At 72.3% G+C, this 15,039-nt stretch carries 14 protein-coding genes; 8 read left to right on the top strand and 6 right to left on the bottom strand.

The window, feature by feature from the left end; all coding sequences use genetic code 11:
* Positions 1 to 56: 56 nt before the first annotated feature.
* The 3 genes from ACFC51_RS11265 to ACFC51_RS11275 all read left to right on the top strand — a co-directional run bounded on the left by ACFC51_RS11265 (position 57) and on the right by ACFC51_RS11275 (position 2,819).
* Positions 57 to 983, top strand: a complete 927-nt coding sequence (locus ACFC51_RS11265) for an ABC transporter ATP-binding protein (RefSeq protein ID WP_376370703.1) — start codon at positions 57 to 59, stop codon at positions 981 to 983.
* Positions 980 to 1,747, top strand: coding sequence for an ABC transporter permease (locus tag ACFC51_RS11270; protein ID WP_376370701.1), 768 nt, complete (start codon positions 980 to 982; stop codon positions 1,745 to 1,747). The genes ACFC51_RS11265 and ACFC51_RS11270 overlap by 4 nt, the downstream gene beginning before the upstream one ends.
* Positions 1,748 to 1,832: 85 nt before the next feature.
* Positions 1,833 to 2,819 (top strand): heme A synthase, encoded by a 987-nt coding sequence (locus ACFC51_RS11275; protein WP_376528208.1) that lies wholly within the window; start codon positions 1,833 to 1,835, stop codon positions 2,817 to 2,819.
* A 37-nt stretch (positions 2,820 to 2,856) separates the two neighbouring features.
* On the opposite strand, the gene ACFC51_RS11280 is transcribed toward ACFC51_RS11275, so the two are convergent.
* From ACFC51_RS11280 to ACFC51_RS11295, 4 genes are all read right to left on the bottom strand, one after another.
* Complete coding sequence (locus ACFC51_RS11280; RefSeq protein WP_376528211.1) at positions 2,857 to 3,834, bottom strand: sugar kinase; 978 nt, start codon at positions 3,832 to 3,834, stop codon at positions 2,857 to 2,859.
* Positions 3,835 to 3,865: 31 nt separating this feature from the next.
* Entirely contained in the window at positions 3,866 to 4,507 is a 642-nt protein-coding gene (locus ACFC51_RS11285; protein ID WP_376370697.1) for a bifunctional 4-hydroxy-2-oxoglutarate aldolase/2-dehydro-3-deoxy-phosphogluconate aldolase, read from the bottom strand.
* A 164-nt stretch (positions 4,508 to 4,671) separates the two neighbouring features.
* A complete protein-coding gene (locus tag ACFC51_RS11290) occupies positions 4,672 to 5,028 on the bottom strand; it encodes a hypothetical protein (protein ID WP_376370695.1) in 357 nt (118 codons plus the stop codon).
* Between the two features lie 99 nt (positions 5,029 to 5,127).
* A complete protein-coding gene (locus ACFC51_RS11295; protein WP_073747829.1) occupies positions 5,128 to 6,081 on the bottom strand; it encodes a heme o synthase in 954 nt (317 codons plus the stop codon).
* A gap of 286 nt (positions 6,082 to 6,367) precedes the next feature.
* Between ACFC51_RS11295 and tkt the strand changes: the two genes are divergently transcribed.
* From tkt to pgl, 5 genes are read left to right on the top strand one after another with little or no spacing between them, the layout of a single operon-like run.
* On the top strand, positions 6,368 to 8,455 hold the full coding sequence (gene tkt / locus ACFC51_RS11300; RefSeq protein ID WP_376381054.1) for a transketolase: 2,088 nt from the start codon (positions 6,368 to 6,370) through the stop codon (positions 8,453 to 8,455).
* Positions 8,456 to 8,489: 34 nt separating this feature from the next.
* Positions 8,490 to 9,608, top strand: coding sequence for a transaldolase (gene tal / locus ACFC51_RS11305; protein ID WP_376381051.1), 1,119 nt, complete (start codon positions 8,490 to 8,492; stop codon positions 9,606 to 9,608).
* 5 nt (positions 9,609 to 9,613) lie between these two features.
* On the top strand, positions 9,614 to 11,146 hold the full coding sequence (zwf, locus tag ACFC51_RS11310) for a glucose-6-phosphate dehydrogenase (protein WP_099176111.1): 1,533 nt from the start codon (positions 9,614 to 9,616) through the stop codon (positions 11,144 to 11,146).
* A complete protein-coding gene (opcA, locus tag ACFC51_RS11315; RefSeq protein WP_376381047.1) occupies positions 11,143 to 12,174 on the top strand; it encodes a glucose-6-phosphate dehydrogenase assembly protein OpcA in 1,032 nt (343 codons plus the stop codon). Before zwf ends, opcA begins: the two co-directional genes overlap by 4 nt.
* Positions 12,171 to 12,953: a 6-phosphogluconolactonase gene (pgl, locus tag ACFC51_RS11320; protein ID WP_376528213.1), complete on the top strand. Its 783-nt coding sequence runs from the start codon at positions 12,171 to 12,173 to the stop codon at positions 12,951 to 12,953. Before opcA ends, pgl begins: the two co-directional genes overlap by 4 nt.
* Before the next feature lie 76 nt (positions 12,954 to 13,029).
* Here pgl and ACFC51_RS11325 read toward each other — a convergent pair whose 3' ends face one another.
* Together ACFC51_RS11325 and ACFC51_RS11330 are read right to left on the bottom strand one after the other, a co-directional pair.
* On the bottom strand, positions 13,030 to 14,538 hold the full coding sequence (locus ACFC51_RS11325) for a PH domain-containing protein (RefSeq protein ID WP_376528215.1): 1,509 nt from the start codon (positions 14,536 to 14,538) through the stop codon (positions 13,030 to 13,032).
* Positions 14,535 to 15,038: a PH domain-containing protein gene (locus tag ACFC51_RS11330; protein ID WP_376528217.1), complete on the bottom strand. Its 504-nt coding sequence runs from the start codon at positions 15,036 to 15,038 to the stop codon at positions 14,535 to 14,537. Before ACFC51_RS11330 ends, ACFC51_RS11325 begins: the two co-directional genes overlap by 4 nt.
* Position 15,039: the final 1 nt, after the last annotated feature.

The following is a 15,039-nucleotide window of genomic DNA, read 5'->3' on the forward strand; positions in this document are numbered from 1 at the left end:
CGACGGGTGAACCCGGCGCGCCGGACCCCTCACCCACCAGCCTAGACTTGCCCGCCATGAGCAGCGAGCCCGTCGTACAGGCCAGGGGCCTTGTCAAGCGGTACGGCACGAAGACCGCGGTCGACGGCCTCGATCTGGAGGTCGCGGCGGGCGCGGTGACCGCGGTCCTGGGGCCCAACGGCGCCGGCAAGACCACCACGATCGAGATCTGCGAGGGATACCGCCGCCCGGACGGCGGGACCGTACGGGTCCTCGGTCTCGACCCCGTCGCGGACGCCGCCGCGCTCCGGCCCCGCATCGGCGTGATGCTCCAGTCCGGAGGCGTCTACCCGGGTGCCCGCGCCGACGAGATGCTGCGCCACATGGCGAAGCTGCACGCCCACCCGCTGGACGTCGGTGCCCTCGTCGAACGCCTGGGGCTCGGCGGCTGCGGCCGCACCGCCTACCGCCGGCTCTCCGGCGGGCAGCAGCAGCGCCTCGCCCTGGCCATGGCCGTCGTGGGCCGCCCCGAGCTGGTCTTCCTGGACGAGCCGACGGCGGGCCTCGACCCGCAGGCACGGCGCTCGACCTGGGAGCTGATCCGGGAGCTGCGCGCCGACGGGGTGTCGATCATCCTGACCACGCACTTCATGGACGAGGCCGAGGAGCTCGCCGACGACGTCGCCGTCATCGACGCCGGCCGGGTCATCGCCCAGGGCAGCCCGGAGCGGCTGTGCCGCGGAGGCGCCGAGAACACCCTGCGCTTCACCGGCCGCCCCGGCCTCGACCTCGCCTCGCTGCTGAAGGCGCTGCCCGACGGCAGCGAGGCGGCGGAGCTGACCACCGGCGCCTACCGCATCACCGGGCGGATCGACCCGGAGCTGCTGGCGACCGTCACCTCCTGGTGCGCCCAGCACGGCGTGATGCCGGACGGCATCGCGGTGGAGCGGCACACCCTCGAGGACGTCTTCCTGGAACTGACCGGCAAGGAGCTGCGCGCATGAGCGCCGGTACGTACACCCCGCGCCCCGGCGCCGCCCCGCTGTCCCGCATGATCGCCGCGCAGGCCGCACTGGAGACGCGGATGCTGCTGCGCAACGGCGAGCAGCTGCTGCTGACGGTGGTCATCCCGGCGCTGCTGCTCGTCCTGTTCAGCGCGGTCGACGTCGTCGACACGGGCGCGGGCGATCCGGTCGACTTCCTGGCCCCCGGTGTCCTGGCGCTCGCGGTGATGTCCACGGCCTTCACCGGCCAGGCCATCGCGACCGGCTTCGAGCGGCGCTACGGGGTGCTCAAGCGCCTCGGCGCCTCCCCCCTGCCCCGCTGGGGCCTGATGGCGGCGAAGACGCTCTCGGTGCTGGTCACCGAGGTGCTCCAGATCGTCCTGCTGACCGTGATCGCCTTCGCCCTGGGCTGGTCGCCGCAGGGCGGTCCGTTCTCCGTGCTCCTGCTCCTGGTGCTGGGCACCGCGGCCTTCTCCGGGCTCGGGCTGCTGATGGCCGGCACGCTGAAGGCCGAGGCGACGCTCGCCGCCGCCAACCTGGTCTTCCTGCTGCTGCTGGTCGGCGGCGGGGTCGTCGTGCCGCTGGACAGGTTCCCGGACGCTGCGCAGACGGTCCTCGGCCTGCTCCCGATCTCCGCGCTCTCGGACGGGCTGAGGGAGGTCCTGCAGCACGGCGCCGCGATGCCCTGGGGCGACGCGGCGGTCCTCGCCGTCTGGGCGGTCCTGGGGCTGGGCGCCGCGGCGAAATGCTTCCGCTGGGAGTGAGCGGCCGGTGACCCACCGCCGATGTCCCGGGTCATCCGGGAATGCCCCCACCCCTCGTGAAAAGTTGCACAAGCCGTTGCCTACGATGGTTCGCGTGGAAACCCCCCTCTCCTACATCGCCAAGCGCTGGACACCGTCGGCGGAGACGGCCAAGCGAGCCGCCCTCATCGCGGTCGTGATGAGCGTCTTCATCATCATCACCGGTGGTGCGGTCCGGCTGACCGGTTCCGGGCTGGGCTGCGACACCTGGCCCAAGTGCACCGACGACAGCCTCTTCGCCACGCCGGAGCAGGGCCTGCACGGCGCCATCGAGTTCGGCAACCGCATGCTGACGTACGTCCTGTGTGCGGCGGTCGGCTGGGCGATCATCGCGGCGCGGTCCCTGAAGCCCCGGCGGCGCGGTCTCACCCGCCTGGCCTGGTCGCAGTTCTGGCTCGTGATGGGGAACGCCGTCATCGGCGGGATCACGGTCTGGGCGGGCCTGAACCCGTGGTCGGTGGCCGGGCACTTCCTGCTGGCCAACTGCCTGCTCACGGTGACCGTCGTCACCTGGGTGCGGATCGGTGAGGGTGACGGCGCTCCGCGCCCGCGTGCCCCGAAGCCGGTGCGGCGGCTCGCCTGGGCGATCGCCGCCGTCACCGTGGTCCTGATCGCACTGGGCACGACCGTGACCGGCTCCGGCAAGCACGCCGGGGACAGCAGCGACGTCCCGCGCATGCCCTGGGACTGGAGCTCCGCCGCCCATGTGCACGCCATCGCCGCCTGGGTCGTCTGCGCCCTGGCCGTCGCGATGTGGTTCGCCCTGCGCGTCGTCGACGCCCCGGCCGACACCCGGAGCCGTGCCCGCGACCTCCTGGTCGTGCTGCTGGCCCAGGGCCTCATCGGCTACGTCCAGTACGTCAACGACGTGCCGGAGATCCTGGTCGGCCTCCACATGCTGGGTTCGTCCCTGATGTGGATCGCGGTGCTGCGCCTGCTGCTGTCGATGCGCGAGCGTCCGGCGGGCGCGGGCCCGGTGCCCGGCCAGGCGGCCGGACTGCCCGAGCCCGCGACCGCGAACGCGGCCGGCTGAGCCGTTCCCCCCTGCCGGGCGGTGACCCCGCCCGGCTTCAGCTCTCCGCGGCCCACTCCCGCACCGTCGCGTCCAACAGCCCGGCGATCCGGGCGGGGTCCGGCAGCGGACCGTGGTCGCCGGTGACGCCCAGCGCGGCTCCGGCGGTGAGGTGCCCGAGCCGCAGCGCCCGGACGGTGGACTCCCCGCGGATCAGCCCGGCGAGGAACCCGGCGGCGAACGCGTCGCCGGCGCCCACCGGCTCGACCACGTCGACCCTCCGCGCGGGGACCCGGTGCACCCCGGTCCCGTCGAAGGCGGTGGCGTCCGTCCCGCCGTCCTTGACGACCAGGACGCCCGGCTCGGGCAGCAGCTCCCGCACGGCCTCGGCGTCCTTCAGCTCCCCGCCCCACAGGGCCTGGGCCTCGTCCAGGCCGACGAAGACGATGTCGGCCCGGCGGGCGAAGCCCAGCAGCACCTCCGGCGCGGTGCCGTCCGTCCAGAGGGCAGGGCGGTGGTTGACGTCGAAGCTCACCGGGCGGGGCCGCTGGGAGGGCGAGGGGTCCAGCAGCGCGGCGACCAGCGCACGGCACCCCGGCGAAAGGGCCGGGGTGATGCCGCTGAGGTGGACGAGCCCGGCGGTGCGCACGGCGTCCTCCTCCAGCACGTCCGCCGTCAGGGCCGACGCCGCGGAGCCGCGGCGGTAGTAGTGGACCCGCGTCGCGTCGGGGGCGGGGTCCTTGACGAGGAGCCCGGTGGGCCGGTGCGGGTCGGTGCGGACCCCGCTGACGTCGACTCCGGCCGCGGCCACCTCGCCGAGGATCCGCCGGCCGAACGGGTCGTCTCCGAGGGCGGAGACCCAGCGCGCCGGAACCCCGTGGTCCGCGAGGTACACCGCCACGTTGGACTCGGCGCCCGCGATCCGCACGCCGAGCCCGGCGGCCTCCTCCAGCGGGGCGGCGGGATCCGGCACCAGCGCGGCCATGGTCTCTCCGACGCAGACCACCGGAGGCCGCACGCGGGACGCCGCGGTCATGCGGGACCTCCCCGCCGGCGGGTGGCGGCGCTCATCGCCCGGCGTCCGGGGCGGGGCGGACGGCGTCGAGGAAGGCGCGGGCGCGCTCGCGCAGGGCGTCGAGGCCGCCCCCGTCCGCGGCGTCGCCGATCAGCGGCGACCCGACGCCCACGGCGGTGGCCCCGTGCGCCAGGTAGGTGCGCGCCAGTTCGGCGTCCACTCCCCCGACGGGCACGAACGGCAGGTCGGGGAAGGGCCCGCGCAGCGCCTTCAGGAAGCCGGGACCGCCGGCCTGGGCGGCCGGGAAGATCTTGTAGCCGTCGGCGCCGAGCCGCTGTGCGGCGACGATGTCGGTGGGGGTCATCACTCCGGCGAGCACCGGAAGTCCCAGGCGCTTCGACTCCGTGACGCCTTCGCAGACGGCGGGGGTGACGACGAAGTCGGCGCCGGCGTCCGCGACCGTCCGCGCGTCGTGTGCGGTCAGGACGGTGCCCGCGCCGAGCGGGGCGGCCGGGCCGAGTTCGGCGCGGGCCCGGCGGATGACGCCGGGGGCGTCCTCGCCGCTCAGGGAGACCTCGATGAGCGCGATGCCCTCCTCGGCCAGGGTGAGGACGGTCCTGAGTGCGGCGTCCGCGTCGGCGCCGCGCACGATGGCGACGATCCGGTGGGTACGCAGCGCGGTCAGCAGTTCCACGTCCGGGTTCCCTCCTTCTTCTGGTGTGCGTCTGTTGCTGCCTCCATGGTGGTCCCCGCCGTTCCGCGGGCCGATGGGGGGTACCCGCAGGGCGCGCACGGCCGTGGCCGGACACACGGAACCGCCCCGCGGCTCGGAGCTGCGGGGCGGACGGGTGGGGAGGCTCAGCGCTTGCCGGACGGACCGCCGACCTGGATCCCGGCCATCCGGGACCACTCGTACGGGCCGGTGCGGACCTTCGCGGCGAACTCGCCGTCGAAGTCCTCGTGCACGGTGATCCCGGCCTTCTCCGCGGCGCTCTCGGCGACCGCGTACGACGGGGCGACCAGGTCGCCCCAGCCTCCGTCCTCGCCGACGAGGACGATGCGGGTGCCGGCCTGGCCGATGTGGGCCAGCTGCCCCTCGGCGCCGCCGTGCGCCTTCGCGAAGGCGCCGATCTGCTTGGCCAGCCGGGCCGCCCTGCGCTCCGCGCGCGCCGCCTGCTTGCCGTCCACCTGCTGGGTCTCAGCCGTCTCTGCCATGGACAGGATGCTACCGACGGGTAGAAGACGTGGCGACGGGCGGGGTGCGTGGCGTGGGCCACGCACCCCGCCCGTCGGCGGAGCTCCGGTCGTGCGGGACTACCTGAGGAAGGGGTCCACGGCCACGGCGACGAAGAGGAGCGAGACATAGGTGATGGACCAGTGGAACAGCCGCATCTCCTTGAGCTTGGCGCCGGTCACGCCCGCCTTCGCCCGGTTCTGGAGGCCGTGCGCCTCCCAGAGCCAGAAGCCGCCGGTCAGCAGGGCCACGGCCGTGTAGAACCAGCCGGTGTAGCCCAGTGGGGTGAGCAGCAGCGAGACCCCGACCATCACCCAGCTGTAGACGACGATCTGGCGGGCCACCACCCGGTTGGAGGCGACCACCGGGAGCATCGGGACGCCGACGCGGGCGTAGTCGTCCTTGACCTTCATCGACAGCGGCCAGTAGTGCGGCGGTGTCCAGAAGAAGATCACGGCGAAAAGAATGACCGCGGCCCAGCTCATCGAATTGGTCACGGCGGACCAGCCGATGAGCACCGGCATGCAGCCGGCGATTCCGCCCCAGACGATGTTCTGCGAGGTGCGGCGCTTCAGCAGCATCGTGTAGACGACGACGTAGAACAGAAGTGCGCCGAGTGACAGCGCGGCGGAGAGCCAGTTGACGAGCAGTCCGAAGAAGACCGTGGAAATCACCGCGAGGGCGATTCCGAAGGCGAGGCACTCCCTGGGGCTCACCATGCCGGTGACCAGCGGACGCTGGGACGTACGGTCCATCAGCGCGTCGATGTCGCGGTCGATATACATGTTGAGCGCATTGGCACCACCCGCGGAGAGATATCCGCCGATGGTGGTGGTCACTACGAGCCAAAGATCGGGCACGCCCTGAGCGGCGAGGAACATCACCGGAACGGTGGTGATCAGCAGCAGCTCGATGATGCGCGGCTTGGTAAGAGCCACGAATGCCTTGATGCGGGCCCCGAACGGGCGATGGCCCACTGGGCTCGGAGTCAAGGCGACCCCTGCGGGTCGGGACTCGACGGCCGTCACGCACACCCCTGACAGAGAAATCCCAGCAAGCTCCGGGCATGAAGGCCCGGTAAAGACTTGCGCGAACCAGACCACTGTAGACGTTGGGCATACGCCGCTCTTCGCGGGGGTGGGGTCGTGTTGGGGTGGCGCAGAAGTGAACGGGAGCGCTCATACGGGAGGCGAACTCCGCAGGTCGCCCGCACTGTGGAAAGGGCAGAAGTGCGGCCTTGGGACGGGGGTAGGCTCGACAATGCCCGGTGCGGTAACCAGCCACCGGTTTACGAACAGTGGAGAGGAGCCCTGACTCAGGGTGAGCACCAAGCCGACCACCACAGACCTCCAGTGGACCGAATTGGACCAGCGGGCCGTGGACACCGTCCGCGTCCTCGCCGCGGACGCCGTACAGAAGGTCGGAAACGGCCACCCGGGTACGGCGATGAGCCTCGCTCCTGCCGCGTACACCCTCTTCCAGAAGGTGATGCGCCACGACCCGGCGGACGCGGAGTGGACCGGACGCGACCGGTTCGTACTCTCCGCGGGCCACTCCAGCCTGACGCTGTACATCCAGCTCTACCTCGCCGGATACGGCCTCGAGCTGGACGACCTCAAGGCGTTCCGCACCTGGGGCTCCAGGACGCCGGGCCACCCGGAGTACGGCCACACCACGGGTGTCGAGACGACGACCGGCCCGCTGGGCCAGGGTGTCGCCAACGCCGTGGGCATGGCGATGGCCTCGCGCTACGAGCGCGGTCTCTTCGACCCGCAGGCGGCCCCCGGGACCTCCCCGTTCGACCACACCGTCTGGGTCATCGCCGGTGACGGCTGCCTCCAGGAGGGCATCTCGGCCGAGGCGTCCTCGCTGGCCGGCCACCAGAAGCTCGGCAACCTGGTGCTGCTGTGGGACGACAACCACATCTCGATCGAGGGCGACACGGAGACCGCGGTCTCCGAGGACACCCTGAAGCGCTACGAGTCCTACGGCTGGCACGTCCAGCGCGTGGACCAGCTGCCCAACGGCGACCTGGACCCCGAGGGTCTGCACCTCGCGCTGCTGGCCGCCAAGGCAGAGACGGAGCGCCCCTCGTTCATCGCGGCCCGCTCGATCATCGCCTGGCCCGCCCCGAACGCCCAGAACACCGAGGCCGCGCACGGCTCGGCGCTCGGCGACGACGAGATCGCGGCCACCAAGCGGGTCCTCGGCTTCGACCCGGAGAAGACCTTCGAGGTCTCCGACGAGGTCATCGCGCACACCCGTGAGGCGCTGGACCGCGGCCGTGAGGCCAAGGCCGAGTGGGAGAAGGCCTTCGCCGCGTGGCGCACCGCCGACCCGGAGCGCGCCGCCGACTTCGACCGGATCGCCGCGGGCGAGCTGCCGGCGGGCTGGGAGGACGAGCTCCCCGTCTTCGAGGCGGGCCACGGCGTCGCCACGCGTGCCGCCTCCGGCAAGGTCCTCCAGGCGCTCGGCGGTGTCATCCCCGAGCTGTGGGGCGGCTCCGCCGACCTCGCCGGCTCGAACAACACCACGATCGACAAGACGTCGTCGTTCCTCCCGGCCGGCAACCCGCTGCCCGAGGCCGACCCGTACGGCCGGACGATCCACTTCGGCATCCGCGAGCACTCCATGGCCGCGGCCATGAACGGCATCGCGCTGCACGGCAACACCCGCGTCTACGGTGGCACCTTCCTGGTGTTCTCCGACTACATGCGCAACGCCGTGCGCCTCTCCGCGCTGATGCACCTCCCGGTCACGTACGTGTGGACGCACGACTCGGTCGGCCTCGGCGAGGACGGCCCGACGCACCAGCCCGTCGAGCACCTCGCCTCCCTGCGCGCCATCCCGGGCCTGAACGTCGTCCGCCCGGCCGACGCCAACGAGACGGTCATCGCCTGGCGCGAGATCCTCAAGCGCGGCAAGAAGGACTTCGGGAAGAGCGCCCCGCACGGTCTGGCGCTGTCCCGCCAGGGCCTGCCCACCTACGCGGCGAACGAGAACACCGCCAAGGGCGGTTACGTGCTCCTCGACGCCGAGGGCGGCGAGGCGCAGGCCGTCCTGATCGCCACGGGCTCCGAGGTCCAGCTGGCCGTCGAGGCCCGCGACGAGCTCCAGGCGGCCGGTGTGCCGACCCGTGTGGTCTCCATGCCGTGTGTCGAGTGGTTCGAGGAGCAGGACCAGGCGTACAAGGACAGCGTGCTGCCGCCGTCCGTGAAGGCCAGGGTCGCCGTCGAGGCGGGCATCGGACTCACCTGGCACCGGTACGTGGGTGACGCCGGCCGGATCGTCTCGCTGGAGCACTTCGGTGCGTCGGCCGACGCCAAGGTCCTCTTCCGTGAGTTCGGCTTCACCGCCGCGCACGTGGCGGAAGCCGCCCGGGAATCTCTCGCCGCCGCCGCGCGCTGACGCGGACATACGACTAGTAGGAGATGCAATTCTCATGACAGACGCACTCAAGCGCCTCTCCGACGAGGGCGTGGCGATCTGGCTGGACGACCTGTCGCGCAAGCGGATCACGTCCGGCAACCTCGCCGAGCTGATCGACCAGAACCACGTCGTGGGTGTCACGACCAACCCGTCGATCTTCCAGAAGGCGATCTCCCAGGGCGACGGTTACGACCAGCAGCTCACCGACCTCGCCGCCCGCAAGGTGACGGTCGAGGAGGCGATCCGCATGATCACGACGGCCGACGTCCGTGACGCCGCCGACATCCTGCGTCCGGTCTTCGACGCCACCGGCGGCCAGGACGGCCGGGTCTCCATCGAGGTCGACCCGCGCCTGGCCCACAACACCCTGGCCACGGTCGCCGAGGCCAAGCAGCTGGCGTGGCTGGTGGACCGGCCGAACACCCTCATCAAGATCCCGGCGACCAAGGCGGGCCTCCCGGCGATCACGGAGACCATCGGGCGGGGCATCAGCGTCAACGTCACGCTGATCTTCTCGCTGGAGCGGTACCGCGAGGTCATGGACGCCTACCTGGCGGGCCTGGAGAAGGCGAAGGCCGCGGGCCTCGACCTCTCCAAGATCCACTCTGTGGCGTCCTTCTTCGTGTCCCGCGTGGACACCGAGATCGACAAGCGCCTGGACGCCGTCGGCACCGACGAGGCGAAGGCCGCGAAGGGCAAGTCCGCCCTCGCCAACGCCCGTCTGGCCTACGAGGCGTACGAGGAGGTCTTCGCGAGCGACCGCTGGGCCGCCCTGGACAAGGCGCAGGCCAACAAGCAGCGCCCGCTGTGGGCCTCGACCGGCGTGAAGGACCCGTCCCTCAAGGACACCCTGTACGTCGACGACCTCGTCGCCCCCAACACGGTCAACACCATGCCGGAGGCGACGCTGGACGCCGTGGCCGACCATGGTGAGATCACCGGCAACACCGTCGCCGGACGTTACGACCAGGCTCGTGCCGACCTCGATGCCGTCAAGAAGCTCGGGGTCAGCTACGACGACGTCGTCCAGGTTCTGGAGGACGAGGGCGTCGAGAAGTTCGAAGCCGCCTGGATCGACCTGCTCAACTCGACCGAGGCCGAGCTCAAGCGCCTCGCTCCTTCGGAGGGCTGACCACCTTGTCTGGTGTTCCCGGAGCCAACCCGCTCCGTGACGCCCAGGACCGACGGCTCCCGCGTATCGCGGGGCCGTCGGGCCTGGTGATCTTTGGCGTCACGGGCGATTTGTCCCGTAAAAAGCTGATGCCCGCCGTCTACGACCTGGCCAACCGCGGTCTGCTGCCACCGGGCTTCTCGCTCATCGGCTTCGCACGCCGCGACTGGGAGGACGAGGACTTCGCCCAGGTCGTCCACGACGCGGTCAAAGAGCATTCCCGCACCCCGTTCCGCGAAGAGGTCTGGCAGCAGCTCAGCCAGGGCATGCGGTTCGTCCAGGGCAACTTCGACGACGACGTCGCGTTCGAGACCCTCAGGGCCACGATCGAGGAGCTCGACAAGGCGCAGGGCACGGGCGGCAACTTCGCCTTCTACCTGTCCGTGCCGCCGAAGTTCTTCCCCAAGGTCGTCCAGCAGCTGAAGAAGCACGGGCTGGCCGACCAGAAGGAAGGCAGCTGGCGACGGGCCGTCATCGAGAAGCCGTTCGGCCACGACCTGGAGAGCGCGCAGGAGCTGAACCAGCTCGTGCACGACGTCTTCCCGCCGAACGAGGTCTTCCGCATCGACCACTACCTCGGCAAGGAGACCGTCCAGAACATCCTGGCGCTCCGCTTCGCCAACACGATGTGGGAGCCGATCTGGAACAGGTCGTACGTCGACCACGTCCAGATCACGATGGCCGAGGACATCGGCATCGGCGGCCGCGCCGGCTACTACGACGGCATCGGCGCCGCCCGTGACGTCATCCAGAACCACCTGCTCCAGCTTCTGGCGCTGACGGCGATGGAGGAGCCCGGCTCCTTCCACCCCAAGGCCCTGGTCGCCGAGAAGCTGAAGGTGCTCACGGCGGTGGAACTGCCCGAGGACCTGGGCAAGCACACGGTGCGCGGCCAGTACGCGCACGCCTGGCAGGGCGGCGAGGAAGCGCTCGGCTATCTGGAGGAGGACGGCATCGACCCCAAGTCGAAGACCGACACCTTCGCCGCGATCAAGCTGACGATCAACAACCGCCGCTGGGCGGGTGTGCCGTTCTACCTCCGCACCGGCAAGCGCCTCGGCCGCCGGGTCACCGAGATCGCGGTCGTCTTCAAGCGCGCCCCCTACCTGCCCTTCGAGTCCGGTGCGACGGAGGAGCTCGGCGGCAACGCCCTGGTCATCCGTGTGCAGCCGGACGAGGGGGTCACGGTCCGGTTCGGCTCCAAGGTGCCCGGCACCTCCATGGAGGTGCGGGACGTCACGATGGACTTCGCCTACGGCGAGTCCTTCACGGAGTCCAGTCCGGAGGCGTACGAGCGGCTCATCCTCGACGTGCTGCTCGGCGACGCCAACCTCTTCCCGCGCCACCAGGAGGTCGAGCTCTCCTGGAACATCCTCGACCCGATCGAGGAGTACTGGGACAAGCACGGCAAGCCCGCCCAGTACGCGGCCGGCACGTGGGGCCCGGCCGAGGCCGACGAGATGCTCGCACGCGACGGACGGAGCTGGCGCCGGCCATGAAGATCGATCTCACGGAAACCACGTCCAGCAAGATCAACCAGGCCCTCGTCTCGGCCCGCCGTGACATCGGCTCCCCGGCCGTCGGCATGGTGCTGACCCTGGTGATCGTCACGGACGAGGAGAACGCGTACGACGCCCTCAAGGCGGCGAACGACTCCTCGCGCGAGCACCCCTCGCGGATCATCGTGGTGATCAAGAGGATCAGCCGTTCGCCGCGGGCCCGCCGCGACGCACGGCTCGACGCCGAGATCCGGGTCGGTTCCGACGCGGGCTCGGGCGAGACCGTGGTACTGCGTCTGCACGGCGAGCTGGCCAACCACGCCCAGTCGGTCGTCCTGCCGCTGCTGCTGCCGGACGCCCCGGTGGTGGCGTGGTGGCCCGAGGACGCCCCGGCGGACCCGGCCAAGGACCCGCTGGGCGCGCTCGCCCAGCGCCGCATCACCGACACCTACTCGGCCGAGCACCCGCTCGACGAGCTGTCGGTGCGCGCGGCGACGTACCGGCCCGGCGACACCGACCTGGCGTGGACGCGCATCACACCGTGGCGCTCCATGCTGGCGGCGGCGCTCGACCAGCAGCCCGCGCAGGTCGTCTCGGCGACGGTCGAGGGCGAGTCCGACAACCCGAGCTGCGAGCTGCTGGCCATGTGGCTCGCCGACCGGCTCGGCGTGCCGGTGGAGCGCACGCTCTCCGGCGGTCCCGGCCTGACCGCCGTGCGGTTGGAGACCAAGAGCGGCCCGATCGTGCTAGACAGGCCCGACGGCTCGCTGGCGACGCTCTGCATGACGGGCCAGCCGGACCGTGCGGTCGCGCTCAAGCGGCGGGAGACCGCCGAGCTCCTCGCGGAGGAGCTGCGCCGCCTGGATCCGGACAACATCTACGAGGCCACGGTGAAGTTCGGTGTGGAGCGCCTCGGCGGTCCCACCGAGCCGTCGTCCGTCGGTTCGGGGCAGAAGCGGGCGGAGCCCACGGGTTCCGCCGCCCCTGCCGCGAAGAAGGCGGCTGCCAAGAAGGCGGCGTCGAAGTGAGCACTCCGCAGCTCGTCGTGCACCGCGACAAGGAGCTGATGGCCCAGGCCGCGGCGGCCAGGCTGATCACGAAGATCGTGGACGCCCAGGCCGCCCGGGGCTCCGCCTCGGTGGTCCTCACCGGCGGGCGCAACGGCAACGGCCTGCTGGCCGCGCTCGCCGGGTCACCCGCGCGGGACGCGATCGACTGGTCGCGGCTCGACCTCTGGTGGGGCGACGAGCGGTTCCTCCCCGAGGGCGACCCCGAGCGCAACGTCACGCAGGCCCGCGAGGCCCTGCTGGACAGGGTGGCGCTGGACCCCTCCCGGGTCCACGCGATGCCCGCGTCGGACGGGCCGTACGGCGGCGACGCCGACGCAGCCGCAGCGGGGTACGCGACGGAGCTCGCCGCCGCCGCAGGACCCGAGGACCACGGGTCCGTACCGGCGTTCGACGTGCTGATGCTGGGCGTAGGCCCGGACACCCACGTCGCGTCGCTCTTCCCCGAACTGCCCGCGGTGCGGGAGACCGAGCGCACCGTCGTCGGTGTGCACGGCGCCCCCAAGCCGCCGCCCACCCGCGTCTCGCTCACGCTGCCGGCCATCCGGGCGGCTCGTGAGGTGTGGCTGCTGGCCGCGGGCGAGGACAAGGCTCAGGCGGCGGAGATCGCGCTGTCGGGTGCCGGGGAGATCCAGGCCCCGGCGGCGGGAGCGTACGGCCGCAGCCGCACGCTCTGGCTGCTGGACGCGGCGGCGGCGTCGAAGCTGCCGCGCGCGCTCTATCCGCCCGCCTCGGCGTAGCGGAAACGCGAGAGGCCCGGCCCGCTCCTCGGAGCGGGCCGGGCCTCTGCCGTGTCGGCAGCCCGTTGTCACGGGCTCAGTCGCGTTCGAGGAAGGGCTCCAGCAGCCCCGGGACCGCCTCCGCGGCGAAGGCGAGCCCCTCGGAGGCGCCGGTGTCGTGGGCCGTGTAGGCACCGCCTCCCGCGGCCGTCGTGGCGGTGACGCTCAGCAGCCCGGCCCGCCGCTGGAAGAAGGACTGCTTCACCGTCCAGCCGACGACGCCGGCCCGCTGGAGGGCCGCCGTGGAGCGACGGACGCTGCCGGAGCGGGTCACGAGGTAGCCGCCGCTGAGTGTGTGCCCCAGCGACCGGTACGCGTCGAGGGCCAGGAGCACCCCGACGGGCACGGTCACCACGCCGCAGGCCAGCGCCGTCCACCACAGCACCGGGGTGAGCAGGACGCCCAGGACGGCCTGGACCAGCACGGGCAGCAGCGTCACGAGGAGGGCACGGCGCAGCCGCCGGCCCCGGGCCGCGCGGGGATGGGCCCTCAGGGGTGCGCCGGTCGGGGCGGCCGTCTCCCGCAGCACCTCGGCGGCGATCGTGTCGGCCAGTGCCCGGGGGGCGACCGGCAGCAGGGTGTCGTGCTCGGCACCCCGCGACTCCTCGTCCTTGGCGAGCCCGGTGGTGATCGCGTCCACCCGGGCGGCGCCCAGCAGCCGGACGCCCAGCGGCTCGACCAGGTCCACGCCTCTCAGGCGCCGCTCCTCGACGGAGAGGGAGCGCGCGGTCAGGAGGCCGCGCCTGACCCGCAGGGTGCCGCCCGGCTCGCGTTCCAGGCGGTAGTTCCACCACATCTCGATCCAGAGCCCCAGTGCTCCGACGACACCGGCGACCAGCGCGGCCAGGACGAGGACGGTGATCGCCCAGACCAGCGGGGTGTCCCGGAAGCGGTCGGCGACCCAGTCGACGACCTCGCCCTGCGCGCCGACCCAGTCGCTGACCTGCAGCACCCCGCCGACCGCCGCGCCGGCGAGCGCGGGTGCCACGAAGGAGACCGGTGCGTAGCGGATCCAGCGGGGGTCGAGGGTGGCCAGCTCGCCCTCACGGTGCGCGCCCCTGGCCGTCGTGGCACCGCGGTCGAGGAGGTCCCTTCGCAGCCTCTCGCCCTCCGCCCGGGAGACGGGGTCGAGCTCCAGGGCGGAGTCGCCGCCGGTGTGCTCGCCGGTGCCGATGCGGACGGTGACCAGCCCCAGGACCCGCAGCAGGGGGTGCGCGGTGAGGTCGACGCTGCGGATCCGCTCGCGGGCGAGCGAACGGCGCTTCACCAGGAGGAGTCCGCTGTGCAGATCGACGCGCTCGGCGCCGATCCGGTAGCGGGTGCGCTTCCACCGCACGTAGTCGCCGCCGGCCGCGCAGCCGATCAGGAGGGCCGCTCCGGCCAGTACCCAGCCGACCGCCCGCGCGTACCCGACCGGGGCGGCGAGGGCCACGGTGACCGGCACGGCTGCGCCGGCCGCGACCCCCGCCACGACCAGCGCGGTGACCAGGACCGTGCGGGGGTGGAGCCGCCGCCAGCCGGGGCCGCTGTCGGCGGCGGTGCTCACGTGGCGTCCCCGGGGGTGTCCTGGGTGATGCGGGTCAGCCGCTCCGCGAGCTCGGCCGCCGTCCTGTGGGCCAGCCCTTCGATCCGCAGGGCGCCCTTGGCGGAGGCGGTGGTGACGGTGACCGTGGCCAGTCCGAAGAGCTGTTCCAGGGGGCCGCGCACGGTGTCGACGGTCTGGATGCGGGACATCGGCGCGATCCGCCACTCCCGCAGGAGGAGGCCGGTGCTGACGTAGACAGCCTCCTCGGTGACCTCCCAGCGGTGGGTGCGGAACCACCACGGGGGGAGGACGACGGCGCACAGGAGCCCGGCGGCCGCCACCACGGCCGCCGCGGACAGCAGCCAGAACCTGGCGGGGGCGATGAGCGCCCCCAGCAGGCCCAGGACCGCACCCGGTGCCGCCGTCAGCAGCAGACACCGGGCCCGCCACCAGCCGACGGCCCTGCGGGCCGGCGCGTCGCGCGGCGGCCGCAGCCGTATCGTCCCCTCCCCCGCGGTCATC

The organism is Streptomyces sp. NPDC055962, from assembly GCF_042270185.1.
Lineage (GTDB): Bacteria > Actinomycetota > Actinomycetes > Streptomycetales > Streptomycetaceae > Streptomyces.